This is a genomic window from Reyranella soli, from assembly GCF_007992495.1.
GTDB lineage: Bacteria > Pseudomonadota > Alphaproteobacteria > Reyranellales > Reyranellaceae > Reyranella > Reyranella soli.
The window spans coordinates 231,659-256,587 of record NZ_BKAJ01000004.1 but is presented as its reverse complement, the minus strand read 5'-3'; the positions used below and the strand labels follow the sequence as shown (position 1 = coordinate 256,587).

Sequence of the window (24,929 nt, the reverse complement as noted above, 5' to 3'; positions counted from 1 at the left end):
ACTGTCTCCTTCAAGCGTTGCGACGGCCGAAGAAGAGCGCGAAAGCGACGGGCTGGCGATTTCGTCGGAGGTAATCACCGGCCATAATGCCGGCATGCCCTTTCATCGCCGATCCATCATTGCCGCCGCATTGGCCGCGTCCGCCCTTCTCCCGTTCGCGGCCCACGCCCAATCCGAGGACATGCTCGAGAAGGTCGAGATCCTGCTCGACTGGAGAGCGCTGCCGACCTACGCCGGCTTCTATCTCGCGCGCGCGATGGGCGCCTTCGAGCGCCGCGGCCTTGAGGTGGCGTTCGCCGAAACTCAGGGCGCGATGAGCTCGGCGGCGATGATCGGCGAGGGCAAGCCGTACTGGATCGGCTCGTCGAGCGGCATCGCCACCGCGATCGGCCGCGCCAAGGGCCAGCCCATCAAGAGCCTCGCCGTCTACTATCCCAAGTCGCCGACGGTGATCTTCACCCGCACCGAGGACCGCATCGCCCATCCGCGCGACCTCTACGGCAAGACGCTGGGCCTGGTGCCGGGCAGCATCACCAACGAGGAGCTGCGCGCGCTCATCGCCGCCAACAAGCTCGATCGCAGCAAGATCAAGGAAACCACCGTCGAGTGGAACGCCTATGCCCTGGTCGACAAGAAGGTCGATGCCCTGATCGACTATGACGAGATGGCGCCGTCCGAGCTGATAGCCGAGGGCCGCCGCATCACCATGATCCGGCTGAGCGACTTCGGCGTGCGCGCCTACAGCCTGAACCTGATCGTCAATGACGCGGCCTGGGCCGATCCGGCGAGGCGCGCCATTGCCGAGAAGATCGTCGATGCCGTGCAGGAAGGCTACAACATGGTGAGGGAGCGGCCGGGCGACGCCGCCACCCACTTCTCCAACCTCTTCCCCAGGCTGGCGCCGCGCTTCGTCGACCGCAGCATGGTGACGGTGTCCCAGCAGCTCTCCGGACCGCCGACCGGCATCCAGACGCACGCCGGCTGGGAGGCGACGATCAAGACGCTCGAATCGCTGAGCCTGCTCGCCAAGCCCATCACGGTCGACGAGGTCGCGATCTTCAACTAGGTCGTGTTCATAGGCCACGGGTGCTTGACACAGTTTTGAACGCTTGAAAGATTCGTAGACCTCGCGTTGGTTGAGCGACTTGGCGTTCCCCGCGTCGCGCCTATCCTTTCAATAGGTTCATCCCGGCTTTTGAAGAGTTGAGGAAAGCGAAATACCGGCACTACGTCACGCAAGAGCTGCTGCCACCCCAAGGAGCAAGCAAATGAGGAAACTCCAACTCCTTCTTGCTTTGATGCTCACCGTTTCGATGGCCATGGCCGCGGTTGCTGGTCCGACCGAGGAGGCAAACGCCGTGGTCGACCGCTGGGCGACGACTTTCAGCACCAATGATCCTGACGAGCTGTCCAAGATCTATTGGTCCGATGGCACTCTTCTTGGAACGACAAGTCCAGTCATGTCGGAAGGGACTGAGGCCATCCTGAAGTACTTTTCGCCCTTGAAGGGCAGTGGCTTCAAGAACGTGATCGGCGAAAGGCGCACCACCGTCCTGAGTGACGGCGCGGTGGTGGTCGCAGGCTTTTACGAGTTCAGCCGCCTGCAGGATGGAAAGACAGTGGCTACTCCGGCGCGCTTCACCATGGTGCTCGTCAAGCGGGACGGTACATGGCGAATCGCTCATCATCATTCATCGCCACATGTTCAGCCCAAAAACTGAGCAAGCTACTGAGAGGGAGCGATCTCCAACCACCGGCCGAGGGCCAGGGCGGCGCCGATAATGGCGACGATGCGCAAGCCGATGTGAACGGCGAGGATGGGGCGCAGGTCGCCAGCGCCCGACCAGGCCATGGCGTTGAAGCCGATGCTCACGATTTCATAGGCGATCAGGACGCCAAGCGCGGGCCTTGAACGGCTGACGCAACCCCACGCGACGATGGCGAGGACGATCGCAGTCTCCAAGCCGACCTCGATCAAGGTCTGGGCGCCGCCTCCGGCCGCCAGAGCCATGACCGTGCCGATGAAGAACCAGATCCCGTGGCCTCCAGCGACGGCAAGCGGCAGGACAAGACGGGGATGCAGGCCGAGCCTGGTGAAGATCCACCAGCAGGCCGCTACGGACAGCGCCGGTATGAGGACGAGCAGGCCGACATAGCGCAGGCCGGCGATGCCGATGATAGCGCCGACGACAAGGACCACGATCTGTTTTCCGGTCATCACCGCGCCCTATCCTGCCGCCCGTGCAGGCAGACGGCTGGCTTCGCGGCCGCCGCCGAAGCGGTTGGCGACCGCCACGACCACGGTGGTGATGGCCACCATCGTGAGGCTGAGCACGGCGATAGCGCCGACGTCGCCGCTTTCCTTGAGGTCGAAGATCAGGACCGACAGCACCTTGGTCTCCGAGGTGAACAGGATCACCGCAGCAGACAGCTCGCGGATCACGGCGACGAAGACGAAGCACCAGGTGGCAATCACCGCCGAACGCAGCAACGGCGCGGTGATATCGGCCAGGGTGCGCAGGCGCGAGGCGCCCAGCATGCGGCCGGCCTCCTCGAGCTCGGGATGGACGGCGTGGAAGGCCGAGGAGAGCTGCTGGTAGGCCGCCGGCAATTCGATGGTGATGAAGGCAATCAGCAGGATCCACAGGGTGCCGTAGAGCGTGAGCGGCGGACGCGTATAGGCGAGGAACAGGCCGACACCCAGGACGATGCCCGGGATCGCAAGCGGCGCCGTGGCCAGGAAGGCAAGCACTCGATGACCGGTCACGGCGCGGCGGGAGACGATATAGGCGATCAGAAGCGCCAGGAGCGCGCCCAGGGTCGCCGACAGGGTCGCGAGCAGGAAGGTGTTCTTGAGCGCCGGCATGGTCGAGCTGAGCTCGAGGAAAGTGAAGCGCACATTGTGCAGCGTGATGGTATCGAGCGTGACCAGCCGCGAGGCGACGCGCGAGAAGGCAGAATTGAACAACGCCGCATAGGGCAGGAACAGCGGCATGGCCAGTATCAGCAACGCCAGCGCCGCCGCCGGCCAGCGCCAGGCGCCCAGCCGCACCAGGCGCGGCTCGCCGTACTTGCCGCCCAGCACGGCATAGCCGCGCCGGCCGAGCGCCAGCGCCTGGCCGCGCAGCAGCAGGATCGTCAGCAGCAGCAGCGGCAGCGAGGCCGCGGCAGCGAGCTCGGGCTTGGGCGGGAACTGGAACAGGCTCCAGATGCGGGTGGTGAGCGTGTGGAAGCCCGCCGGGATGGCAAGGATGGCGGGCGAGCCGAACAGGTTCAGCGCCTGCAGGAAGGCGACCAGGGCGCCGGCCAGCAGGGTCGGCAGCGCCAGCGGCACGGTGATGCGCCGCGCCGTCTGCCAGGTCTTCGCTCCCAGCATCGACGAGGCGTCCTCGAGCTCGCCCGGCATGCGATCGAGCGCATTGGCCAACAGGATGAAGACGTAGGGAAAGGTGTAGCAGGCGATGACGAAGATCAGGCCGGTGAGGCTGTAGATGTCGAGAAGCGCCTCGTCGGCAGGCATGCCGGTCATGCTGCGCCAGAGCTGGTTCAGCAGGCCCGAGTTGGGCGCCGCCAGCATCTCCCAGGCGATGGCGCCAACGAAGGGCGGCGTGACCAGGCTCGCCATGACCAGCGTGCGCACAATGCGGCGGATCGGCATGTCGGTGCGCGCCACCAGCCAGCCCAAGGGCGCCGCGACGAGGCAGCAGATCGTGCTCACCGAGACGGCGATGATCAGGGTGGTGATCAGCGGATCGACGAAGCTCGGATCGGTGAACAGGGTGACGAAGTTGCCGAGCGTCACCGCGCCCTGCTTGTCCGACAGGCTGTAGGCGATCAGCCAGCCCATCGGCAGCACGATCATCACCGCGAGCAGCGCGGTGACGGCGAGCAGGACGGGACGCGAAAGATCGAACCGGAGCGCGGACCTCCAGGTCCGCTCTTCCGGAATCGATGAGCGGACCTGGAGGTCCGCGCTCCCGGCCTCAGACCTTGAAGATCCGGGCATACTTCGCCTTGATTTCGTCGGCCGTCTTCTCGACTTCGACCGGGTCCTCGCGCAGGGTCTTGATCGAGGAAAGCGGCGGGCGGCCAGCCTTGGCCTTGACCTTCAGGTTGGCCGGATACTGGCCGCTCAGGTTGACGATGAACTCCTGGCCCTCGCCCGACATGATCCAGGCGAACAGCAGCCGCGCGGCGTTGGGGTTGGGCGCCGCCTTGAACACCGCCATCGGGTTGGAGATCAGCGGCGTGCCCTCGACGGGATACACCACCTCGATCGGCACGCCGCGCTCGCGCGCCATCCAGAACAGGTAGTCGCTGCCATCGACGGCGACGGCGCGCTCGCCCGCCTCGAGCTTCTTGGGCGGCTCGGTGGCCGACTGGACCTGCATCACCTTCTGCTTGGCGAGCTTCTCGAAATAGCCCCAGCCCAGCTCGCGTGCGACCTGCTGGGTGGCCGTCATGATGGTGCCGGAGTAGCCGGGATGGCCCTTCACCAGCTTGCCGGCATATTTCGGATCGAGCAGGTCGTTAAATGCCTTGGGCGCATCTTCTGGCTTCACCAAGCCGATATTGTAGGCCATGGGTGACAGGTGGGTGCGCTGGTTGGCGAAGGCGCCGTCGGGATCGCGCATCTCGGGCGCCACGTTCTCGGCGATGTCCACCGTCACGTACGGCTGCAGCCAACCCTCGCGCTTCCAGGTGATGAAGTGCGCCGCATCGGAGCTGTTCACCACGTCGCAGCGCTTGATGTTGCTCGCCGTCTCCTGGGCGAGGCGGTTGAACAGGCGCTCGGCGCCGGTTCGCTCGACGGCGACCTTGATACCGGGGAATTTGGCCTCGAAGGCCTTGGCCATCGGCTCGGCGACGGAAAGGTCCATCGCCGTGTAATAGGAGACCTTGCCCTCCTTCTTGGCGGCCTCGATCAGCGCCGGCGTGATCGTCTCGGCCGGCGGCGCGGCGGACACGATACGCGCGCCGAAAGGCAGAAGGGCGGCGGCTCCAAGCAGCGTACGACGGCGCATGATCATACCTTGAACAGCTTGAGATAGCGGGCCTTGATGTCGTCGGCCTGATCGGCGACGGCGGCGGCGTCCTCGCGCAGCGTCTTGATGTCTGAAAGCTTCTTGCGCTCGGGCCGGTCCCTGACGAGCGGATGCACCGAACGCAAGGCGCCGACCTCGACATTGAGCTGCTGCGCTTCGGCCGTCATCGACCAGGCGTAGAACAAACGCGCGGCGTTGGGGTTGGCTGCACGCGCCAGCACGGCCGACGGGCCGGTGATCAACGGCGTACCCTCGACGGCATAGACCTCCTCGATGGGCTCGCCGCGAGACTGCAGCAGGTTGACCATGTACTCGGTGCCGTCGGCCATCACGGCGCGCTCGCCGGCCGTAACCTTCTTCGGCGGATCGGCGGCCGACTGGACCTGCATGACCTTCTGCTTGGCCAGTTTCTCGAAATAGGACCAGCCGAGATCGCGGCTGAGCTGCTGGGTCGCCGTCATGATGGTGCCCGAGTAGCCCGGATGCGCCTTGACGATCTTGCCCACCCATTTGGGGTCGAGGAGATCGTTGAACCCCTTGGGCGCGTCCTCGGCCTTCACCTGGCTGGTGTTGTAGGCGATGGGTGACAGCGTCACCCGCCACGAGGCGTACATGCCGTCGGGATCCCAATGTTCCTTGGGAAAATACTTGGCGACATCCTCGGGCAGGAAGGAGGCCAGCATCGAAGCGCGTTTCCAGATGATGAGGTGCGCGGCGTCGGAGCTGTTCACCACGTCGCAATTGTAGATCTTGCTCTGATATTCCTGGCCGATGCGCTGGAAGATGCGTTCGGCGCCCGAGCGCTCGACCTTCATGCTGACGCCGGGATAGGCCGCCTCGAAGGCTTTCGCGATCTTCTCCGCCACCGGCAGGTCGACCGAGGTGTACCAGGAAAGCTTGCCCTCTTTCTTGGCAGCCTCGATCAGCGCCGGCGTGATCTTCTGCGCCTGGGGAGCGGCACGAACCTGGACGCTGAACGAACCAGTGGCGATCGCAGCCGAACCCGCCAGCACGCTCCGTCGCGTGGGCCGCCCCCTGAGCGTGCTCGTCATGTCATTCCTCCGCCAATGCCCGGCATTGTTCCGCCGGAAGGTGCAACCACACCGCTTGGCCCGGCGCGATGTTACGGCCGGGCGGCGCCGTCACGCGCAGTTCGGTCTTGTCGTCGAGCGCCACGGTGAAATCGCGCACCGAGCCGAGGAAGACCTGCCGCGTCACGACGGCGGGAAGATGATTGTCGGCCGATTGCGGCTTCTCGTTGGCGATGGTGATCTCGTGCTGGCGCACCGACAGCGCCACCGGCCGGCCCACCTGCAGGGACCGCCCCGTGATGCGCAACGGCGCACCCGCGACCGACACCCGCGCATTGTCGATCGCCGAGCCGCGCAGGATGTTGGAACCGCCGATGAAGCGGGCGACGAACTCCGAGCGCGGCCGGCCGTAGATCTCCTCCGGCGGGCCGAGCTGCTCGACCTTGCCGTGGTTCATGACGGCGATCAGGTCGGCCGTGGTCATGGCCTCGGCCTGGTCGTGCGTCACGTAGACTGTGGTGTAGCGGTACTGATCGTGCAGACGGCGGATCTCGAAACGCATCTCTTCGCGCAGGTTGGCATCGAGGTTCGAAAGTGGCTCATCGAGCAGCAATGTCTCGGGCTCGACCACCAGCGCTCGCGCCAGCGAGACGCGTTGCTGCTGGCCGCCCGACAATTCGCCGGGATAGCGATCCGCCAGCGCCTCGAGGTGGGCCGTCGACAGGATGGCCTTGAGCTTGGCGTCGATGACGGCCCTGTCGAGCTTCCGGATCTTCAGGCCATAGGCCACGTTCTCGGCCACCGTCATGTGCGGCCACAGCGCATAGCTCTGGAAGATCATCGACATGTTGCGACCTTCCGGTGGCACCGTGCGCTGGGGCGAGGACAGGACCTTGCCGCCCACCACGATTTCGCCTGCCGAGGGCTCGATGAAGCCCGCGATCAGGCGCAGCGTCGTGGTCTTGCCGCAGCCCGACGGCCCCAGAAGGCAGACGAGCTGGCCATGCTCGATGCGCAGCGAAACATCCACCACCGCGGTCGTTTGGCCATAGCGTTTGGTGAGGCCTTTCAGCTCAACTGCGGCCACGTTTCCTCCCTGTCGCACACCTTATTCAAATCGCCGGACGCGCGCTATATTGCCGGCCACATCTGAAGGATCGGTCAAATGCAGGAACAGAAAATCTACGGACGGCGCGAGGGCGCTGTCGGCCATGTCGTGTTCAACAATCCGGCCAAGTTGAATGCCGTGTCGCTCGACATGTGGGACGGCTTCGTCGGCCTCCTGAAGGACTACGCCAAGGACCCCGAGGTACGCTGCGTCGTGGTGAGCGGCGCCGGTGGCAAGGCCTTCGTATCCGGCGCCGATATCTCCAAGTTCGAGACCGAGCGCGCCAACGCCGAGGCGCAGGTCCGCTACGACGCGATCTCCAAGGAAGGCTACGAGGCGCTCTACGATTTTCCCAAGCCGACCATCGCCAAGATCACCGGCTATTGCATCGGCGGCGGCATGAATCTCGCCGCCTGCTGCGACCTGCGCTACTGCAACGAAGGCGCGCGCTTCGGCGTGCCCGCGGCCAAGCTCGGCCTGGGCTACGGCTTCCTGCGCATCGAGCGGCTGTCGCGCATCATCGGCCTGTCGCGCTCGATGGAGTTCCTGTTCACCGCCAAGCAATATTCGGCGGAAGAAGCCTACGAGATGGGCCTGGTGAACGGCGTGGCGCCCGATGCCGAACTCGACTCGATGATCAACAACATCACCGGCGCCATCGCCCAGAACGCGCCGCTCACCATTGCCCTCGCCAAGGCCGCCGCACGCGAGATCGCCAAGCCGGAATCCCAGCAGGACCACAAGAAGCTCGACGTCATGGCCAAGGCCTGCTTCGACAGCGAGGATTTCAAGGAAGGCCGCCGCGCCTTCATGGAGAAGCGGAAGCCGGCTTTCAAAGGACGTTAGTCTTCCGGACCGCGGGCCTCCGGCCCGCTTATTCTCATAATGCGGGCCGGAGGCCCGCGCTCCCAGAGGAAACACCATGACCACCCTGCCTTTGTCCCATATCTCCGTCCTTGACCTGACGGCGCACCGCGCCGGTCCGACCGCGGTGCGCCAGCTCGCCGACTGGGGCGCGCATGTCATCAAGATCGAGGCCCCGGCCAGCGAGGGCACCGACGCCACGGGTGGTTCGCGCCACGGCTTCGACTTTCAGAACCTGCATCGCAACAAGAAGGCGATGACGCTGAACCTCAAGACTCCAGAGGGCCATGCGATCTTCATGAAGCTCGCCGAGAAGGCCGACGTCATCGTCGAGAACTACCGCTCCGACGTGAAGCATCGGCTCAAGGTCGACTACGACACGGTGGCCAAGATCAACCCGCGCATCGTCTACGGCTCGATCGCGGGCTTCGGCCAGAGCGGCCCCGACGCGGCGCGTCCCGGCGTCGACCAGATCGCGCAGGGCATGGGCGGCCTGATGTCGATCACCGGCGAGCCCGGCCGCGGACCGATGCGCGTCGGCATTCCCATCGCCGACCTCACCTCGGGCCTGCTGCTGGCCCAGGGCATCATCCTCGCCCTCTACAATCGCGAGCGCACCGGCAAGGGCCAATGGGTCCATACCTCGCTGATCGAAGCGCAGATCTTCATGCTCGACTTCCAGGCTTCGCGCTGGCTGATCAAGGGTGAGGTGCCCAAGCAGGCCGGCAACGATCATCCCACGGGCATCCCGACCGGTGTGTTCCCGACGGCCGACGGTCACATCAACATCGCCGCCTCCGGCCAGAACCTGTGGCAGCGCTGCGCCAAGGCCCTGGGCGCGCCGGAGCTCATAGACCATCCCGAGCATCTGACGGGACCATTGCGCTCACAGAACCGCAAGGCCGTGAACGAACGCATCGCCGCGATCACCCGGACCAAGCCTTCGGCCCACTGGCTGGAAGCCATGAACAAGGCCGGCGTGCCGTGCGGGCCGATCAACACCATCGACCAGACCTTCGCCGAGCCGCAGGTGAAGCACCTCGGCATCGCCCGAGCGGTCAAGCATCCCAAGCTCGGCGACATCAAGGTGGTCGGCCAGCCGATCAACCTGTCGGACGCGCCGCAGCCCAAGGAGCTGAAGCCCACGCCCGATCTCGGCGAGCACACCGAGGAGGTGCTGACGGGCCTGGGCTATGACGGCAAGGCGATCGCTGCCCTCAAGACGGCCGGCGTCATCTGATGGCTCATGCGAGGAAGGCCGCGCTGATCACCGGCGCGGGCCGCAACATCGGTCGCGCCTGCGTGCTGGGCTTGGCCGAGGACGGCTTCAACATCGTGCTCAACGGCTCGAGCGACCGCGCCGCCTGCGAGAGCGTCGCCAAGGAGGCCGAGAAGCTCGGCGCTGAGACGCTGGTGGTCATGGGCGATGTCGGCAAGGCCGAGGATTGCCAGCGCATCGCGGGCGAGGCGATCAAGCGCTTCGGCGCGGTCGACGCGCTGCTGAACAATGCGGCGCTGCGACCCAACAAGCCGTTCCTCGAAATGACCGAGGCCGAATGGCGACGGGTTATTTCGGTCGACCTCGACGCCGCGGTGTGGCTCGCGCGCGCCTGCCTGCCCGGCATGGTGCAGAAAGGCTGGGGCCGCATCGTCAATTTCGCGGGCATGAACGCCATCCACGGCCATGCCGGCCGCACGCCGGTGTCGGTCGCCAAGCACGGCGTGTGGGGCCTGACCAAGGCTCTGGCCATGGAGTTCGGGCCGAAGAACATCACGGTCAACACCATCTCCCCCGGCCCCATAGCACCGGATACCGAGGAGAAGAACGCGTCGGCCCAGGCCCGCGCGCAGTCGATCAGCCGCGTGCCGCTCGGCCGCATGGGCAAGCCGGCCGAGGTCGCCGCTGCGGCTCGGCTGCTGGTGTCGGAGGCGGGCGGCTACATCAACGGCCAGATGATCCAGGTGAACGGCGGCGGAGCGACCTGACGCGCCCCGGCATCATTCCATGGGCAGCCCGACCGTCTTCGCGATCCGGGTCCAGCGCTCGACCTCGTGGTTCACGAAGTCGGTGAAAGCGGCGCGGCTCTGCAGATCGGGCTCGGCGCCCTGCTCGGCCCAGATGTGCTTCACACTGGGATCGGCGAGCGCCGCCTGCACAGCGCCATGCAGCGTGTCGAGGATCGCAGCCGGCGTCGCCTCGGGCGCGAACAGGCCGTACCAAGTGCTGACATTGAAATCGGCCACGCCTGCCTGGGCGAAAGTCGGCACGTCGGGCAGCACAGGCTCGCGCTTGGGCGCCGCGACGGCCAGCGCGCGCAGGCGGCCGGACTGCACGTAGGACGCGACGGTGCTGAGCGGCGCGAAAGTCGCGTCGATCTGTCCGGCCATCATGTCCTGCAGCGCCGGTCCGCCGCCGCGATAGGGCACGTGCGTGAGCTGGATGCCTGTCCGCTGTTGCAGAAGCACGATGGCGAGATGCGGGATCGTGCCGAGGCCGGACGAGCCGATGTTGATCGCTCCCGGAGACTTGCGCGCCAGCGCGAGAAAGCTTGCCAGATCCTTGGCGTCGATCTTCGAAGGGTTGACGACCAGCGCCACCGGCACCTGGGCCAAGCCCGACACCGGCGCGAAGTCGCGCATCAGGTCGAAGCCCGATTCGGCATAGACGATCGAGGCGAAGGTCAGGCTGGGATTGACCACCAGCAGCGTGCAGCCGTCGGGCTTCGAGCGCGCCGCCGTCATGCCGCCGATCGTGCCGCCGGCGCCGCCGCGGTTCTCGACCACGACCGGCTGGCCCAGGCGTTCGCCGACGAAGGCCGCGACCGGCCGGGTGAAGATGTCGTTGGAACCGCCGGGCGGGAACGGCACGATCCAGTTCATCTGACGCGACGGGAAGTCGGCGGCACGAGCGGGGGCGGTCATGAGGCCCGTCACGCCGCCGGCAAAAACACCGGCCAGCGCGGTTCGACGAAGAAGGATCACGCGTTACTCCATCTTGATGTTGGCGGCCTTGGCGATGCGGCTCCAGCGCTCGCTGTCAGCGGCGACGAAGCGGGCGAAGTCGGCACGGCTTTCCGGTTCGACCCGGGCGCCCTGCTCGATCCACATCGCCTTGATCTTCTCCCCCTCGAGCGCGGCCTGCGTCGCGGCGTGCAGGCGATCGAGGATGGCGTCGGGTGTCTTCCTCGGTGCGAACAGGCCGAACCAGATGGTGGCGCGGAAATCCGGCAGACCCGCCTCGTCCATGGTCGGCACGTCGGGGAGCAAGGGTTCGCGGCGACGGCTGGCGACGCCGAGCGCGCGCAACTTGCCCGCCTTCACGTGCGGGGCGATGGCGCCCGCCACGACGAACGCGGCGGCGACCTGGCCGGCCAGCAGGTCCTGCAGCATCGGCGCGCCGCCGCGATAGGGCGCGTCGTTCAGCCTGGTGCCCGTCTTCTCCTCGAACAGGCCGATTGCCAGATGCGTGACAGAGCCGAGACCCGCCGAGCCGACGTCGATGCCGCTGGGCGCCTTCTTCGCCGCCGCGATGAAGTCTGCGAGTGTGGCGACGTTCAGCTTGGCCGGATTGACGACCAGCACATAGGGCACGCGAGCAACCGCGCTGATCGGCACGAAGTCGCGATCGAAATCGAAGCCGGTCTTGGCATAAACCTCCGATGCGTAGGTGAGCCCGGTGTCGCCCAACAGCAAGGTGTAGCCGTCGGCAGGCGCGCGGGCGGCCACAGCCGTGCCGACGGTCCCTCCGGCGCCGCTCTTGTTGTCGATCACGATCGACTGCTTCAAGAGATCGGCCATCGCCGCGGCGACCGGGCGGGCGAAGGTGTCCGAGCCGCCGCCCGCCGGATAGGGCACGATCATGGCGATGGTCTTGTCGGGCCAGCCGGCTGCGCGCGCAGCATCGGTCACACCAGCTGCCGTCAATCCCATGATCGTGGCGCGTCGCGAAAGAACGATCACATGCCCCCAATTTCGCCCAGCTTAGCGGCGCGCTTTGATTGTGGCCACCGCTCGCGTGTCCGTGCAGGTTGCCGTAATGTTGCAGTCAACGGCCGCCAAAAAGGTCGGGAGAACGACAAAGGTGTCGGGAGGAAATCAGGAGGCACGCGGTGCCACAGCTTTCGAGCGCCGCCACAGGACCACCAGCACAAGGGCGCCGGCGACGCCGAAGCCGGCAAAGGCAATGGCTATGGCGCCGACGATCAGGCTGAACATCCCGCCGAGCATGCCCTGCTCGATGGCCAGCACCGCCTTGGGTTCGTTGCGGCCACCGGCCAGGTCGGCCGCCAGCCGATATCGACCCGGACGGTCGATCGTGAAGGCATAGATCGAAGTGCCGCTCCTGTTACCGATCTTGTAACTGGACTGCATGGCTGGCCCGGTAAGCGTGACCGGCTCGCGTGTCGCCTCGTCGGTGAGGCCGAGCCGCAGCCCGCTCACTGTCCCGGATGCGTAGTAGCGGCCATCCACCATGCTCCTTGTCTCATGATAGATCGTGTAGCGGCCGGCCTTGTCGAGCGTCAGCACGGCGTTGCCCGGCACGACGACGCGGATCATCGCCGAGTCGGCGGCGCTGAGCCGCGGCATCACGTAGAACAGCGCACCGGCGAAGCCCGCCAGCGCGATCAAGCCGGCGACCACGAACCATAACGGGCTGCGCATCGCTAGCCTCTCTCTTATGCGTCGGTTGGAAGGTCGAGACGGGTCGCCTGCTCAGCCCCGCTCATGACGGTCAGCAGCGGCGGCCGGCCGTGTGGCGTCTGAACGAAATGGTCGCCATCGCCGCCCGCGACCGACAACCGGATACGGCTGCCGGGGGCGAAGCGCCAAGCCGTCGGCAGCAGGGCGAAGCGCAGGAGCTGCGGGACACCTACCGGCATCGGCTTGGCATCCTTGCGCGCGAAAGTGCGCCACGGCCAGGTCGTCTTGTAGTTCCTGGGCGCGGACGCTTCGACACGATGGATGGCGCGCAGCAGCCCTTCGGTGACGTAGCGCGCCGTGCCGTCGGTCTCGACTTCGGAGAGATAGACGAACACCGCGGCATCGGGCTCGCTGGACGCAAGCCACAGCGACACCACCGGATGGCCCGCGATCTCGAGAGGCGCCGCCAGCGGCTCGCTGGTGAAGGACAGCAGCTTGCTCTCGCGCTCAGTCCAGTCGGCGTAGTAGGCGGTGGCGTCGATGCCGGCGATGCGCTCGTAACGCGTCTGCGCACCGCTGCCGACAGAGAAGTCAGACTGGTACGCCGTCGGCGTGGCTTTCTCCGACGGCGACTTGGCCAGCCGCTGGTCGGGCGCGGTGAAGAACTGCCGGCTTCCCTTGACCGGCGGCCAGCTCTCGGCCGCCCGCCACTCCTCGGCATGCATGGCGAAGTAATGGATGGGCGCCTCGTCCAGAAGGCCGGTCTCGCGGCCGGCAAGATGCTGGTCGAAGAAGCGCAGCACCTCGCCAAGCACCGGCAGTTCCGGCTCGACCCTGGTCCGCCACGGCGAGACGTTGACGCGCGCGCCATGGTCCCACGGCCCCAGCATGATGCGCCGGTGGGCGTTGGGCAGCGTGAGGTAACGCGACAGCGTGCCGTTGGCGTAGCCCGCGCCGTCCATCCAGCCGGAAATGGCGTAGACCGCGACGTCCTTCGGGATCTGGTCGAGATAGTTGTAGGGACTGAACGAAGCGCTGCTGAAGGACGGATCGTAGGCCAGCGTATCGTCGCGGAATTTGAACTCGTTCATGAAGTCGGGCATGCGGAAGTTCGCGAGATGCTCCTTCACCGCCTGGCGCGCCAGCGAGCCGTCCTTGTCGTCGTCGACCGGCATCGGCCCCTGCAGCGCAGGATCGGCGAAGTAGCTGAACTTCGCCCTGAGATCGCGCCGATCGTGATCGAGCGCCAGCATCAGCTCGTCATAGACCAGCGCCAGCCGCTTGATCAGCATGCCGCCGGGATAATAGTTGTCGGCCCAGGTGTCCCATACCGCGAACAGCGGCGCGATCGCCTTCACCGCCTTGTGGCCGGTGCTGGCCAGGAAATCGCAGGCCGCGCCGAGATAGGAGATGCCGGTGGCGCCGATGCATCCGTCGCTCCACGACTGGGCGACGATCCAATCGGCGATTTCCTTGTAATCGGCGCGCTCGCGCGGGCTCCTGAAGGAATCGCGTGTGCCGAAGCTCGCTCCCGTGCCGCGCGCATCGACCACCACCACCGCATAGCCACGCGGCACGAACATGTCGCGGTACTTGTAGCTGTTGGGGGACGGCTCGACATTACTGCCGGCGGTGAGCTGGAAGCGGCGCACGTAGGGCGTGAGGATCAGCACCGTCGGCCAGCGTTTGGAGGCATCGCCATCGGGCAGCATGACGTCGACGGCGAGCCGGCAGCCATCGGCCATGGTCACGTAGACCGAGCTTGGCGCGCCGACGCGGTGCTCAGCCGGACGATCGGCGAGGTAGCGGCTCGGCGGCACCTTCCAGGCCGAGCCTAGGTCGTCACGATCCGGCATCGTCGTTCCTTTCATTCAGGGGCATTTGCAGTATAGGATAGCGCCAATCAAAAAATATCCAGGGAGGTGTTGGTATGGTCCGCGTACTCTTGCCTCGTCGTCGCGTACTCGCCGCCGCAGGCGGCGTTCTTGCGTCCCCGATGCTCGCCTCGGGTATTGCCCGGGCGAATGCCGACTGGCCCACCAAGTCAGTGCGCTACGTCAACCTTTTCCCGGCCGGCGCCACCACCGACGTGCTGTCGCGCATCGTCTGCCAGGAACTGAGCGAGCTCACCGGCCAGCAGTTCATCGTCGAGAATCGCAGCGGCTCAGGCGGCAATGTCGGCGCCGACGTCATCGCCAAGTCGGCGCCCGACGGCTACACGGTCGGCCTCTACAGCATCGCCAGTCACGCGATCTCGCCGACGCTCTACGCCAAGCTGCCGTTCGATGCCGAGAAGGATTTTACGCCCATCAGCATGCTGTGGGGGGTGCCCAACATCTTCGTCACCAAGCTTTCCCTGCCGCCGAACTCGGTGCCCGAGCTGGTCGCGATGGTGAAGGCCAGTCCCGGCAAATACTTCTTCGGTTCTGGCGGATCGGGCACCAGCCCGCATCTCTGCGGCGAGATGCTGAAAAATCGCGCCGGTCTCGACATGCAGCATGTGCCTTATCGCGGCGGTGCGCCGGCGATGCAGGACATGCTCTCGGGCCAGCTCGATATGATGTACGACAACATCTCCACGCCGCTCGCCCAGTACAAGGCGGGCAAGGTGAAAGCGCTCGCCGTCACGTCGGCTGAACGCCATCCTGCCGCGCCAGAACTGCCGACCATGTCGGAGTTCTATCCCGGCTTCAACATCACCTCGTGGGGCGGCCTGTGCGGCCCGGCCGGCCTGCCGCCGGCTATGGTTGAGAAGGCCGCGGCGCTGACCAAGAAGGCCCTGGAGAGCGAGAACCTGAAGAAGACGTTCATCCAGCAAGCCGCGACGACGAGTTGGATGAGCCCGGCGGACACCGCCGCGTTCCGCCGCAAGCAGGAGCAGGATCTCGCGCCGATCATCAAGGCATCGGGCGCCAAGGTGGATTGATCGCACGAAGTGCGATCAATCCATCCCGAGCGAAGCGAGGGATCTCCTCACGTGGCAGGCGCTGCATGAAGAGGTCCCTCGACTACGCTCGGGATGACGGTTGCGGGGTATTCGCGGTAGGCTGAGCCAAACCTCGACGGAGCCGCCATGCGCTGCCTTCCGCTTGCCCTGTTGCTTGTCGTCCTCGGCAGTTTCGCGCCGGCGAGCGCGCAGAAATGGGTCGAATACAAACCGCAGGGCGCGGGCTTCCGCCTGGAGTTCCCCCAGGCCCCCAATATCGTGCGCTACGATGCAAAGACCGATACCGGTGTGCGCCCAACGGAGCTCGCCACCTTCGAAAGCCGGCGCGAGGGCGTTTCCCTCACTTTCATGACCGCCCTTCCCGAACGCCCGACCGGTTTTACCGGCGGCGATCCTCAGGCGCTGCTCGACCGGGTCCGTGATGACACCGTGTCGTGGGTAAATGGAAAATTGCGCGAAGAGAAGCGGATCACCATCGACGGCCAGCCGGCGCGGCGCTCCGTGATCGACATCCCCGAGGACCACAAGGTGTGTGTCCTGCTACAGGTGCTGCGCGGCGACCAGCTGTACAAGGCGATCGCGGTCGTGTCGGCCGGGCAGGAGAATGGCGCCGAGACGCAGCGCTTCATCAACTCCCTTGCGCTGCTGCCGCTCTGAGCAATCCCCCAACGTAATCGAGGGCCCTTTCGGGCCCTCGACGCTTTGAAAAAAGATCCTTCGTTGCGCTCAGGATGACGAACGGCTGCGCCGTTCGTCACATCCCCAACTGGCTGACGAACTTGGTGTTGAGGTACGCCTCGAGCGCCTCGAGGCCGCCTTCCGACCCGTAGCCCGAATCCTTGACGCCACCGAACGGCACTTCGGGCAGCGCCAGGCCATGGTGGTTGATCGACACCATGCCGCTCTCGAACGCGGCACCGATCGCCGCCGCGGTCTTGGTGTTCTTGGTGTAGGCGTAGGCCGCCAGGCCCCACGGCAGGCGGTTGGCTTCCTTTACCAAGCCGTCGAAATCCTTGAACGGCGTGATCGGCGCCAGGGGGCCGAACGGTTCGTCGTTCATGATCTTGGCATTGAGCGGCACGTCGGTCATGACCGTGGGCTCGTAGAAGTAGCCCTTGTTGCCCTTGCGCTGGCCACCGGTCTGGATCTTGGCACCCTTGGCGATGGCGTCGCTGACGAAGCTGTCCATCGCATGCAGGCGGCGCTCGGCGACCAGCGGACCCATCTTGGTGTCGGCCTCGAGCCCGTTGCCCACCTTCATGTTCTTGGCGTAGGCGGTGAAACGCTCGACGAACTCGGGGTACACCTTCTCGTGCACCAGGAAGCGCGTCGGCGCGACGCAGACCTGGCCAGCGTTGCGGAACTTGTTGGCGCCCAGGACATTCACCGCCTGCTCGAGATCGGCATCCTCGAACACCACGGCTGGCGCGTGACCGCCCAGTTCCATGGTGACGCGCTTCATGTGCGCGCCGGCGAGTGCGGCAAGCTGCTTGCCGACGGGAGTCGAGCCCGTGAAGGTCACCTTCTTGATGACCGGGTGCGGGATCAAATATTCGCTGATCTCCGACGGCACGCCGTAGACGAGCTGGATGACGCCCGCCGGCACGCCGGCATCGACGAAGGCCTTGATGAGCTGCGCGCACGAGCCGGGCGTGTCCTCCGGTCCCTTGATGATGATCGAGCAGCCGGTGGCGAGCGCCGCCGAGGCCTTGCGCACCACCTGGTTGATCGGGAAGTTCCACGGCGTGAAGGCCGCGACGGGACCGACCGGCTCCTTCATGACCAGCTGGTAAACGTTCTCGGCGCGCGCCGGCACGATACGGCCGTAGGTGCGGCGGCCTTCCTCGGCCATCCAGTCGATGATGTCGGCGGCGAGGTTGGTCTCGACCTTGGCCTCGAACAGCGGCTTGCCCTGCTCGGTGGTCATGATGGTGGCGATCTCGTCGAGGCGCTGGCGCATCAGGTCGGCCGCCTTGCGCATGATCTTGTAGCGCTCGTAGGCCGAGACCTTGCGCCACTGCTTGAAGCCCTTGTCGGCGGCGGCGAGCGCGCGATCGAGGTCGCTCTTCTCGGCATGTGCCACCTGGCCGATCACTTCTTCGGTCGCGGGATTGATCACCGGAATCGTCCGGCCGTTGGCGCCCTTGGTCCAGGCACCGTCGATCATCAGGGAGACATCGCTATAGGTCATTTGTTCCTCCTTAACTTCCGCGATAGGTCGAGTAGCTCCAGGGCGTGCAGAGCAATGGGACGTGATAATGCCCCTCCGGCTCGGCGATGGAAAAGCGCAAAGGCACGATGTCGAGAAACGGCGGATCGCCGGTCGCAATACCCCTGCTGCGAAAGTGGTCGCCGACGGCGAAGCGCAGTTCGTAGCGCCCGATCGGCAGCGGCCGGCCGCCGATCAGCGGCTGGTCGGTGCGGCCGTCGGCATTCGTTATAGCTGACTGAATATAGTGGGCTTTTTCGCCGACGAACTCGTAGAGCTCGATCGCCACGCCGACAGCCGGACGGCCGGCATCGGTATCGAGCACATGGGTGCTGAGCCGGCCATTGACGATGGGCATGCCCTCGCCCGTCACCTTGGCTGCGATCCTAAGTCGCGTGATGAAGAACACTTCATGCAGGGCCGCGGCGAACTCCGTCGCCTGGTCGTGCCCCAGCCGGCGCTCGAACTGCGCCAGAATGGAATCGCGCGTATGGCGGCGCACGCAGACGATGAAGGGAAAGCCGAACTTCGCCTTGTAGGCGTCGTTCAGCCGATGGAAGCGTGCGAATTCCTCCTCGCTCAGACTGTCCAGGCCAACGCTCGCCTGCTCGCGCTTGGAATCGTCGGTCATGGCGCCGGCCCGGGCGGCCTTGCCGGCAAGATCGGGATGGCCGCTCAGGAACTCGACCTGATGCTCGCGCGGTGCCGCCCGCACCGTGCCGATCATGGCGTTGTGCAGGCTGGTTACCGTCGGGAAAGGTCGTCGCGTCGCCGCGCTTTCGGCCACCCAGGACGCCAGCTCAAAAGTGTCGCCGATGGCGGCTGCAAAATCCGCCGGGTTCATCCGGTTGAGCGCGTCGAGCGTAAGCGTCATGCCGCCACCTAGCATGACCCGGCGGCCGTCTCTATAGTCCGGCCATGAATTAGGGAGGGCTTCATGACAAGCCGCAACAACTTCACCCGCCGCCGTCTCGGTCAGGCCGCATTGGCCGGCGCCACCCTGATGGGCGCGCCCCTGCCGCTTCGCTACGCCGCCGCGCAGGCGCCCGCCAACCTCAAGGTCGCCCTGCTGCTGCCGACCTCTGGCATCCAGGCGCAGATCGGCCAGGCCTGCCGGCGCGGCGCCGACATCGCCAACGACGTCTTCGCCGACGTGAAGCTGCCGGTGAAGCTCGAAATCGTGAACTACGACACCGAATCCAAGCCCGACGTGGCACGCACCCAGGCCGAGAAGGCGATCGACGCCGGCTGCCAGATGCTGGTCGGCGCCTTCGATTCTGGCCAGACCATCGCCATCGCCGGGGTCGCCGAGCAGCGCAGTATCCCGCTGGTGGTGAACATCGCGGCGGCGCCGCAGATCACCGAGCAGGGCTACAAGTTCGTCGTGCGCAACTTCCCGACGGCGCCGATGCTGATCACCGGCGCGCTCGCGCTGCACAAGGAGATCTTCAAGGTCTCCGGCAAGACGCCCAAGACCGCGGTGATGATGGGCGTCAACGACACGTTCGGCACCTCGATGGTGAACGGCATCAAGGCGCTCTTCCCCAAGCTCGACATGCCCTACGAGATCGTCGACACCATCACCTACGATCCCGCCGCCAAGGATCTTTCCGTCGAGGTCGGCCGCGCCAAGGCGACCAAGGCCGAGCTGCTATTGCCGGTCAACCGCCTCAACGACGCCAAGCTGATGATCCAGGAAATGGTGAAGCAGCGCTGGGAGCCGATGGGCGTGATGAACCCCGGCGCGCCCGGCCTGTACGAGCAGGACTTCTTCAAGACCATGGGCAAGTACAGCGACTTCTTGATCTCCAACGTGCCGTGGCTCGATCCGAAGTCGGCGATGACCCAGTCGCTGGAGAAGCGCCATGCCGCGAAGTTCCCCAACGACCAGCTCGACATCAATGCCGGCTTCACCTTCGAAGGGCTGCTGGTTGCCGCGCAAGCCTGGCTCAGCGCCAAGTCGACCAAGGCCGACGCCCTGATGGACGCGCTGCGCAAGACCAAGATCGACCAGCACGTCATCATCGGCGGGCCGATCCAGTTCGACGCCAAGGGCCAGAACGTCAACATCAAGGCCGCCGCCGTCGAGAACCTCAAGCGCAAGCCGACCGTGGTGATGCCGGTCGAATCGGCGGCCGCCCCGCTGGTCTTCCCGATGCCGGGCTGGAACGACAAGCGGCGTACTTGAGTTCAGGGGCAGCCACCCGCACTCAAGCCCCTCTCCGCCGCGCAGCGGGGGAGAGGGAGGGGCCCATCGCGAAGCGATGGGAGGGTGAGGTGGTGCTTCCCAAATACGAGATGTTCCGGTTGCCAACACCGCGGCCCACCTCACCCTCCCCGCGCTACGCGCGGGTCCCCTCCCTCTCCCCCCGCTGCGCGGGCGGAGAGGGCGTTTGACGGTCAGTTCGCCTTTGACGCGATGACCGCCGACTTCCTCCTCACTCTCGCGCAGGCCATCGTCAATGGTCTGCTCACCGGCATGGTCTACGGGCTGATGGCGCTCGGCCTGTCGGTGATCTTCGGCGTCATGCGCATCGTCAACTTCGCGCACGGCGAGATGATGGTGGTGGGCATGTATCTCGCCTGGATGGGCTTCGAGTACCTGCAGGTCTCGCCCATGCTCAGCCTGCCCGTGATTGCGGCGATCTTCTTCGCCGCAGGCTACGTCCTGCAGCGCGGCCTGATCTCGCCTTTCATCGGCCGGCCGGAGCACCAGCAGTTCCTGTTGCTGCTGGCCGTCGCCATCCTGCTGGTCAATGCCTCGCTCGCCATCGCCGGTCCCGATTCGCGCGGCGTCCAGATGGAATCGCAGTTCGATTCCTACGAGCTCGGCCCCCTGGTGTTCGATGCCGTGCGTCTGCACGCCGCCCTGGCCGCCATCGCCATCGCCCTGCTGCTGTGGCTCTTCTTCACGCGCACGCGCACCGGCAAGTCGATCCGCGCCGCCGCCGACAACAACCTCGCGGCCCTCGTGGTCGGCCTCGACGTGCGCCGTCTCTATGCCGTCACCTTCGGCGTCGGCGCCGCCTGCGTTGGTGCGGCCGGCGCCCTTATGATCACCATCATCCCGGTGTCGCCCTTCCTCGCCGTCGAATACACCCTGCTGGCCTTCGTCATCGTGATCGTGGGCGGGCTCGGCAGCATGACCGGCGCGCTTCTGGGCGGCCTGCTGATCGGCGTCAGCGAGGCCGTGGCCGGCCTGCTGCTGCAGCCGTCACTGAAAAGTATGTTCAGCTTCGGGCTCCTGATCCTGGTCCTGCTGCTGCGCCCGCAGGGTCTTCTCGGCAAGGGCCCGCAGTGAGTTTCATCCGCCGTCTCGCCGGCAATGCGCCGCCGCGCATCCTGTGGAGCCTTGGCGTCCTGCTGGCGCTGCTGCTCTTGGCCCCGGCGTTGCTCGGCAAATACTGGCTCTCCGTCCTGATCCTGATCCTCTACTTCGCCTATGTCGGCCAGGCCTGGAACATCCTGATGGGCTTCGCGGGCCAGCTCTCGCTCGGCCACGCGCTCTATGCCGGGTTGGGCGGCTACATCGCCGCCGGTCTCTACTTCCACTACGGCATCGGCCCGTGGGCCGGCCTCTTTGCCGCTGTGGCCGTCGCGGGCGTGGCCGGCGCGATCGTCGGTTATCTCGGCTTCCGCTTCTCGCTCGCGGGCGTGTACTTCGCCCTGCTGACCATCGCCTTCGCCGAGTTCACGCGCGTCGCCTTCGATCATTGGGGGTGGGCCGGCGGCTCGGGCGGCCTGTTCCTCAAGGTCGAGCATGCGACCGACATCGTGAACCTGCGCGGCGGACCGGTTCTCTTCTACTACCTGATCCTGGCGCTGGCGGCCGGTGCCTTCATCCTCTGCCGCGCCCTGCTGCGGAGTCGTCTCGGCCAGTACTGGCTCGCCATCCGCGAAGATGCCGAGGCAGCCCAGGCGGTCGGCGTCCCCGTCCTGCGCTGCAAGATGATCGCCATCGTGATCTCGGCGGCGCTGACGTCGTTGGCCGGCGTGTGGAACGCCTTCTACTACAACAACCTCTTCCCCGAGACGGCCTTCGCCATGGGCCGCTCGATCGAGATCACTTTGGCCCCCATCATCGGCGGCCTGGGCACGCTCTTCGGCCCGATCGTCGGCGCCGTGGTGCTGACCGGCCTGGGCGAGGCCTTCACCGACCTGGGCGACGTGCTGCGCATTCCCGGCATAAAACAGATCTTCTATGGCCTGGCGCTGCTGGTGATCGTGGCGTACCGGCCGGCCGGCGTTTGGCCGTGGCTGGCCGACAAGCTCGGCCTAAAAGAGCGCCAACCATGAGCGGCGCGCGCCTCGACCTCGGGGGAGTGACCAAGCACTTCCGCGGCCTGCGCGCGGTGCACGAGGTCAGCTTCACGGTGCCCGCCGGGGCCATCCACGCCCTGATCGGTCCCAACGGCGCGGGCAAGACCACGATCTTCAACATGATCGCCGGAGTCTACGCCCCCAATGGCGGCGTCGTGCGCCTGGACGGCAAGGCCATCTCGGGGCTCAGGCCCGATCTCATCTGCGACGCCGGCGTCGGCCGCACCTTCCAGCTCGTCAAGCCGTTCAAGGGGCTGAGCGTGCTGGAGAACGTCACCGTGGGCGCCCTGCATCGCAAGCCGCGGCTTGCCGAGGCGCAAGAGAGTGCCAACGCGATCCTGGCGCGCCTCGGCCTCTACGATCGACGTCATCAGCTTGCCGAGAGCCTCACCCTGCCCGACCGTAAGCGCCTGGAAGTGGCGCGCGCGCTCGCCACCGAGCCCAAGCTGCTGCTGCTCGACGAGGTGATGGCGGGGCTCAGGCCTACCGAGGTCGACGTCATGGTGGGGTTCCTGCGCGAGCTCAATCAGCGTAGCGGTCTCACCATCCTGCTGATCGAGCATGTCATGCGTGCGGTGATGGCGCTCGCCGCCGAGGTCGTGGTGGTGAGCTACGGCGAGAAGATCGCCGAGGGCACGCCGCAGGAGATCAGCCGCCACCAGGCCGTGCTCGACGTCTATCTCGGCGAGCAGGAGGAGCTGTGAGCGCGCTCCTCGCCGTCGACAAGGTCGACCTCTTCTACGGCGACGCCCAGGCGCTCGACGGCGTGTCGCTGGAAATCGCCACGGGCGAGATCGTGGCCATCGTCGGCGCCAACGGCGCGGGCAAGAGCTCGCTGATCCGCACCATCCACGGCATCGAGAAGCCGGCGCACGGCAGCATCCGCTTCGACAGCACGGACATCGCGGGCTGGCCATCGTTCCGCGTCTGCGAGGCGGGTATCGGCCACGTCGCCGAAGGCCGCCAGGTCTTTCCCAATCTCTCGGTGCTGGAGAACCTGGAGATGGGCGCCACGCCCAAGCGGGCGCGGGCGCTCGAGAAGCAGACACTGGAGCGCGTCTTCACCCTCTTCCCGCGGCTCTCGGAGCGCCGGCGGCAGGCAGCCGGCACGCTGTCGGGCGGCGAGCAGCAGATGCTGGCGATCGGCCGCTGCCTGATGGGCCAGCCGCGCCTGATCATGTTCGACGAGCCGTCACTTGGCCTGGCGCCGACCATCGTGCAGGAGGTCTTCCGCATCGTGCGCCGGCTGAACGAGGAGGGCCTGACCATCCTGCTGGTCGAGCAGAACGTCATGGCCTCGCTCAAGATCGCCCATCGCGGCTACGTGCTGGAGAACGGCCGCATCGAGTTGTCAGGCTCCGGTCACGATCTCTTGAACGACGACCGGGTCAGGCAGGCCTATCTCGGGCTTTAGCTGGGAGCGCGGGCCTCTGGCCCGCTCATGATCTGATGCGGGCCAGAGGCCCGCATTGACGGGCGCCACGCTGCCCTGCAATCCTCGCCTCATTCGATACGGACCGCTGTCGCGTGCGATGCGGACGGTTCGGGATGGCTCGGACAGTTCCGCCGACGGAACGCCCACCCTCCCCGCCAGCTTCAGCCATTGGGGAGGGGATCCAAATGAATCGTCGTGACATCTTGAAAGCCGGCGTCGCTGCCGGCGCCATCGGCCTGGCACCGCGCCTCGCCTCTGCACAGGCGACCTACGCGCCCACGCCGAAAGGCTGGCGCACTTATGTGCTTGTCGCGCGCATCGAGCCCGCGGCCGGCGCCACCCGGGCGTGGATTCCCCTGCCGACCTTCGACGCCGCAGACTGGCAACGCGCCGGCAACGTCACCTGGACCGGCAATGCCAAGCTCGCCGAGCGCGTCAAGGATCCGAAGTACGGCGCCGAGATGCTGCGTGTCGAATGGGCAGCCGATCAGCAGTCGCCGGTGGTCGAGGTCACCGCCCAGGTCCAGGCGCAGGACCGCGCGCTGGTGCCGGGCCAGGGCAACGCGGCGCCGCTCAGCGACGTCGAGCGCAAGCTCAACCTCGCCGCCACCGAGCTGCTGCCGACCGACGGTCTCGTGAAGGAGACGGCCGAGGATATCGTCAAGGGCAAGAAGGACGACGTCGCCAAGGCACGCGCCCTCTACGAGTGGGTGGTCGAGAACACCTTCCGAAATCCCAAGACGCTGGGCTGCGGCGTCGGCGACATCACCACCATGATCAGGACGGGCAACCTCAACGGCAAGTGTGCCGACCTCAACGCGCTGTTCGTCGGCCTCGCCCGCTCGGTCGGCCTGCCGGCGCGCGACGTCTACGGCATCCGTGTCGTGCCTTCGCAGTTCGGCTTCAAGGCGTTGGGCGCGGGCTCGGAGAACGTCACCAAGGCGCAGCATTGCCGCGCCGAGGTCTGGCTGTCGGGCAGCGGCTGGACGCCGGTCGATCCGGCCGACGTGCGCAAGGTCGTGCTCGAGGAGCCGCCGGGCAATCTCGCCATGGCCGATCCCAAGGTGTTGGCCGCACGCAAGGCGCTGTTCGGCTCGTGGGAGGGCAACTGGGTCGCCTTCAACACCGCACATGACGTGAAGCTGCCGGGCTCGAAGGAGGCTGCCATCCCCTTCCTGATGTACCCACAGGCCGAGAACAAGTCCGGGTTCCTCGATTCGCTCGATCCCGACAAGTTCAAGTACCGCATCACCGCGCGTGAGCTGACGTCCTAGTATCTCCTGCCTCTCCTTCGCGGAGCCCGCGAAGGAGAGGCCGTTTCGCTCCGTC

At 66.2% G+C, this 24,929-nt stretch carries 24 protein-coding genes; 13 read left to right on the top strand and 11 right to left on the bottom strand.

Annotated features, from left to right (window positions below; all coding sequences use genetic code 11):
- Window positions 1-94 precede the first annotated feature (94 nt).
- Together RSO01_RS01905 and RSO01_RS01900 are read left to right on the top strand one after the other, a co-directional pair.
- Entirely contained in the window at window positions 95-1,066 is a 972-nt protein-coding gene (locus RSO01_RS01905) for an ABC transporter substrate-binding protein (protein ID WP_147145584.1), read from the top strand.
- A 202-nt stretch (window positions 1,067-1,268) separates the two neighbouring features.
- Entirely contained in the window at window positions 1,269-1,721 is a 453-nt protein-coding gene (locus RSO01_RS01900; RefSeq protein WP_147145582.1) for an SgcJ/EcaC family oxidoreductase, read from the top strand.
- 5 nt (window positions 1,722-1,726) lie between these two features.
- Here the strand turns inward: RSO01_RS01900 and RSO01_RS01895 are convergent, their stop codons facing one another.
- The 5 genes from RSO01_RS01895 to RSO01_RS01875 form a co-directional block, all read right to left on the bottom strand.
- Entirely contained in the window at window positions 1,727-2,218 is a 492-nt protein-coding gene (locus tag RSO01_RS01895) for a hypothetical protein (RefSeq protein ID WP_147145580.1), read from the bottom strand.
- Between the two features lie 9 nt (window positions 2,219-2,227).
- Window positions 2,228-3,862 carry an ABC transporter permease gene (locus RSO01_RS01890; RefSeq protein ID WP_246157941.1) on the bottom strand — a complete coding sequence of 545 codons (1,635 nt, stop codon included), beginning with the start codon at window positions 3,860-3,862 and terminating at the stop codon, window positions 2,228-2,230.
- A 121-nt stretch (window positions 3,863-3,983) separates the two neighbouring features.
- Window positions 3,984-5,024 carry an ABC transporter substrate-binding protein gene (locus RSO01_RS01885; protein ID WP_246157939.1) on the bottom strand — a complete coding sequence of 347 codons (1,041 nt, stop codon included), beginning with the start codon at window positions 5,022-5,024 and terminating at the stop codon, window positions 3,984-3,986.
- A gap of 2 nt (window positions 5,025-5,026) precedes the next feature.
- Window positions 5,027-6,097 carry an extracellular solute-binding protein gene (locus RSO01_RS01880; RefSeq protein ID WP_246157938.1) on the bottom strand — a complete coding sequence of 357 codons (1,071 nt, stop codon included), beginning with the start codon at window positions 6,095-6,097 and terminating at the stop codon, window positions 5,027-5,029.
- Between the two features lies 1 nt (window position 6,098).
- Window positions 6,099-7,163, bottom strand: a complete 1,065-nt coding sequence (locus RSO01_RS01875) for an ABC transporter ATP-binding protein (protein ID WP_147145574.1) — start codon at window positions 7,161-7,163, stop codon at window positions 6,099-6,101.
- A gap of 78 nt (window positions 7,164-7,241) precedes the next feature.
- Here RSO01_RS01875 and RSO01_RS01870 point away from each other — a divergent pair, with 78 nt between their 5' ends.
- The 3 genes from RSO01_RS01870 (at window position 7,242) to RSO01_RS01860 (ending at window position 10,034) form a co-directional block, all read left to right on the top strand.
- Window positions 7,242-8,030: an enoyl-CoA hydratase gene (locus tag RSO01_RS01870; RefSeq protein ID WP_147145572.1), complete on the top strand. Its 789-nt coding sequence runs from the start codon at window positions 7,242-7,244 to the stop codon at window positions 8,028-8,030.
- 76 nt (window positions 8,031-8,106) lie between these two features.
- On the top strand, window positions 8,107-9,288 hold the full coding sequence (locus RSO01_RS01865) for a CaiB/BaiF CoA transferase family protein (protein WP_147145570.1): 1,182 nt from the start codon (window positions 8,107-8,109) through the stop codon (window positions 9,286-9,288).
- Complete coding sequence (locus RSO01_RS01860) at window positions 9,288-10,034, top strand: SDR family NAD(P)-dependent oxidoreductase (RefSeq protein WP_147145569.1); 747 nt, start codon at window positions 9,288-9,290, stop codon at window positions 10,032-10,034. The genes RSO01_RS01865 and RSO01_RS01860 overlap by 1 nt, the downstream gene beginning before the upstream one ends.
- 12 nt (window positions 10,035-10,046) lie before the next feature.
- Here the strand turns inward: RSO01_RS01860 and RSO01_RS01855 are convergent, their stop codons facing one another.
- The 4 genes from RSO01_RS01855 to RSO01_RS01840 all read right to left on the bottom strand — a co-directional run bounded on the left by RSO01_RS01855 (window position 10,047) and on the right by RSO01_RS01840 (window position 14,545).
- Window positions 10,047-11,030, bottom strand: coding sequence for a Bug family tripartite tricarboxylate transporter substrate binding protein (locus RSO01_RS01855; protein WP_147145567.1), 984 nt, complete (start codon window positions 11,028-11,030; stop codon window positions 10,047-10,049).
- A gap of 3 nt (window positions 11,031-11,033) precedes the next feature.
- A complete protein-coding gene (locus RSO01_RS01850) occupies window positions 11,034-11,957 on the bottom strand; it encodes a Bug family tripartite tricarboxylate transporter substrate binding protein (protein WP_170302788.1) in 924 nt (307 codons plus the stop codon).
- Between the two features lie 186 nt (window positions 11,958-12,143).
- Entirely contained in the window at window positions 12,144-12,710 is a 567-nt protein-coding gene (locus RSO01_RS01845) for a hypothetical protein (RefSeq protein WP_147145563.1), read from the bottom strand.
- 14 nt (window positions 12,711-12,724) lie between these two features.
- Entirely contained in the window at window positions 12,725-14,545 is a 1,821-nt protein-coding gene (locus tag RSO01_RS01840) for a CocE/NonD family hydrolase (protein ID WP_147145561.1), read from the bottom strand.
- A gap of 74 nt (window positions 14,546-14,619) precedes the next feature.
- Between RSO01_RS01840 and RSO01_RS01835 the strand changes: the two genes are divergently transcribed.
- Window positions 14,620-15,615 carry a Bug family tripartite tricarboxylate transporter substrate binding protein gene (locus tag RSO01_RS01835; protein WP_147145559.1) on the top strand — a complete coding sequence of 332 codons (996 nt, stop codon included), beginning with the start codon at window positions 14,620-14,622 and terminating at the stop codon, window positions 15,613-15,615.
- 147 nt (window positions 15,616-15,762) lie between these two features.
- Window positions 15,763-16,293: a hypothetical protein gene (locus tag RSO01_RS01830; RefSeq protein WP_147145557.1), complete on the top strand. Its 531-nt coding sequence runs from the start codon at window positions 15,763-15,765 to the stop codon at window positions 16,291-16,293.
- Window positions 16,294-16,390: 97 nt separating this feature from the next.
- On the opposite strand, the gene RSO01_RS01825 is transcribed toward RSO01_RS01830, so the two are convergent.
- A complete protein-coding gene (locus tag RSO01_RS01825; RefSeq protein WP_147145555.1) occupies window positions 16,391-17,827 on the bottom strand; it encodes an NAD-dependent succinate-semialdehyde dehydrogenase in 1,437 nt (478 codons plus the stop codon).
- Between the two features lie 10 nt (window positions 17,828-17,837).
- Complete coding sequence (gene uraD, locus RSO01_RS01820) at window positions 17,838-18,719, bottom strand: 2-oxo-4-hydroxy-4-carboxy-5-ureidoimidazoline decarboxylase (RefSeq protein ID WP_147145552.1); 882 nt, start codon at window positions 18,717-18,719, stop codon at window positions 17,838-17,840.
- Window positions 18,720-18,782: 63 nt separating this feature from the next.
- Between uraD and RSO01_RS01815 the strand changes: the two genes are divergently transcribed.
- The 6 genes from RSO01_RS01815 (at window position 18,783) to RSO01_RS01790 (ending at window position 24,874) form a co-directional block, all read left to right on the top strand.
- Window positions 18,783-20,033 carry an ABC transporter substrate-binding protein gene (locus RSO01_RS01815; RefSeq protein ID WP_147145550.1) on the top strand — a complete coding sequence of 417 codons (1,251 nt, stop codon included), beginning with the start codon at window positions 18,783-18,785 and terminating at the stop codon, window positions 20,031-20,033.
- 231 nt (window positions 20,034-20,264) lie between these two features.
- A complete protein-coding gene (locus RSO01_RS01810; protein ID WP_147145548.1) occupies window positions 20,265-21,146 on the top strand; it encodes a branched-chain amino acid ABC transporter permease in 882 nt (293 codons plus the stop codon).
- Complete coding sequence (locus RSO01_RS01805; RefSeq protein WP_218037210.1) at window positions 21,143-22,141, top strand: branched-chain amino acid ABC transporter permease; 999 nt, start codon at window positions 21,143-21,145, stop codon at window positions 22,139-22,141. The genes RSO01_RS01810 and RSO01_RS01805 overlap by 4 nt, the downstream gene beginning before the upstream one ends.
- A complete protein-coding gene (locus RSO01_RS01800; protein WP_147145546.1) occupies window positions 22,138-22,869 on the top strand; it encodes an ABC transporter ATP-binding protein in 732 nt (243 codons plus the stop codon). The genes RSO01_RS01805 and RSO01_RS01800 overlap by 4 nt, the downstream gene beginning before the upstream one ends.
- A complete protein-coding gene (locus RSO01_RS01795) occupies window positions 22,866-23,579 on the top strand; it encodes an ABC transporter ATP-binding protein (protein ID WP_147145544.1) in 714 nt (237 codons plus the stop codon). Before RSO01_RS01800 ends, RSO01_RS01795 begins: the two co-directional genes overlap by 4 nt.
- A 206-nt stretch (window positions 23,580-23,785) precedes the next feature.
- Complete coding sequence (locus RSO01_RS01790) at window positions 23,786-24,874, top strand: transglutaminase-like domain-containing protein (protein WP_147145542.1); 1,089 nt, start codon at window positions 23,786-23,788, stop codon at window positions 24,872-24,874.
- Window positions 24,875-24,929 lie beyond the last annotated feature (55 nt).

What these genes read in the sequence shown, in the direction of transcription:
- RSO01_RS01845 (WP_147145563.1), bottom strand. Translation starts at nt 12,710, where the DNA reads ATGCGCAGCCCGTTATGGTTCGTGGTCGCCGGCTTGATCGCGCTGGCG.
- RSO01_RS01865 (WP_147145570.1), top strand. Translation starts at nt 8,107, where the DNA reads ATGACCACCCTGCCTTTGTCCCATATCTCCGTCCTTGACCTGACGGCG.
- RSO01_RS01835 (WP_147145559.1), top strand. Translation starts at nt 14,620, where the DNA reads ATGGTCCGCGTACTCTTGCCTCGTCGTCGCGTACTCGCCGCCGCAGGC.
- RSO01_RS01800 (WP_147145546.1), top strand. Translation starts at nt 22,138, where the DNA reads ATGAGCGGCGCGCGCCTCGACCTCGGGGGAGTGACCAAGCACTTCCGC.
- RSO01_RS01890 (WP_246157941.1), bottom strand. Translation starts at nt 3,862, where the DNA reads ATGATCGTGCTGCCGATGGGCTGGCTGATCGCCTACAGCCTGTCGGAC.
- uraD (WP_147145552.1), bottom strand. Translation starts at nt 18,719, where the DNA reads ATGACGCTTACGCTCGACGCGCTCAACCGGATGAACCCGGCGGATTTT.
- RSO01_RS01825 (WP_147145555.1), bottom strand. Translation starts at nt 17,827, where the DNA reads ATGACCTATAGCGATGTCTCCCTGATGATCGACGGTGCCTGGACCAAG.
- RSO01_RS01790 (WP_147145542.1), top strand. Translation starts at nt 23,786, where the DNA reads ATGAATCGTCGTGACATCTTGAAAGCCGGCGTCGCTGCCGGCGCCATC.
- RSO01_RS01905 (WP_147145584.1), top strand. Translation starts at nt 95, where the DNA reads ATGCCCTTTCATCGCCGATCCATCATTGCCGCCGCATTGGCCGCGTCC.
- RSO01_RS01885 (WP_246157939.1), bottom strand. Translation starts at nt 5,024, where the DNA reads ATGCGCCGTCGTACGCTGCTTGGAGCCGCCGCCCTTCTGCCTTTCGGC.
- RSO01_RS01840 (WP_147145561.1), bottom strand. Translation starts at nt 14,545, where the DNA reads ATGCCGGATCGTGACGACCTAGGCTCGGCCTGGAAGGTGCCGCCGAGC.
- RSO01_RS01860 (WP_147145569.1), top strand. Translation starts at nt 9,288, where the DNA reads ATGGCTCATGCGAGGAAGGCCGCGCTGATCACCGGCGCGGGCCGCAAC.
- RSO01_RS01870 (WP_147145572.1), top strand. Translation starts at nt 7,242, where the DNA reads ATGCAGGAACAGAAAATCTACGGACGGCGCGAGGGCGCTGTCGGCCAT.
- RSO01_RS01900 (WP_147145582.1), top strand. Translation starts at nt 1,269, where the DNA reads ATGAGGAAACTCCAACTCCTTCTTGCTTTGATGCTCACCGTTTCGATG.
- RSO01_RS01815 (WP_147145550.1), top strand. Translation starts at nt 18,783, where the DNA reads ATGACAAGCCGCAACAACTTCACCCGCCGCCGTCTCGGTCAGGCCGCA.
- RSO01_RS01830 (WP_147145557.1), top strand. Translation starts at nt 15,763, where the DNA reads ATGCGCTGCCTTCCGCTTGCCCTGTTGCTTGTCGTCCTCGGCAGTTTC.
- RSO01_RS01895 (WP_147145580.1), bottom strand. Translation starts at nt 2,218, where the DNA reads ATGACCGGAAAACAGATCGTGGTCCTTGTCGTCGGCGCTATCATCGGC.
- RSO01_RS01810 (WP_147145548.1), top strand. Translation starts at nt 20,265, where the DNA reads ATGACCGCCGACTTCCTCCTCACTCTCGCGCAGGCCATCGTCAATGGT.
- RSO01_RS01880 (WP_246157938.1), bottom strand. Translation starts at nt 6,097, where the DNA reads ATGACGAGCACGCTCAGGGGGCGGCCCACGCGACGGAGCGTGCTGGCG.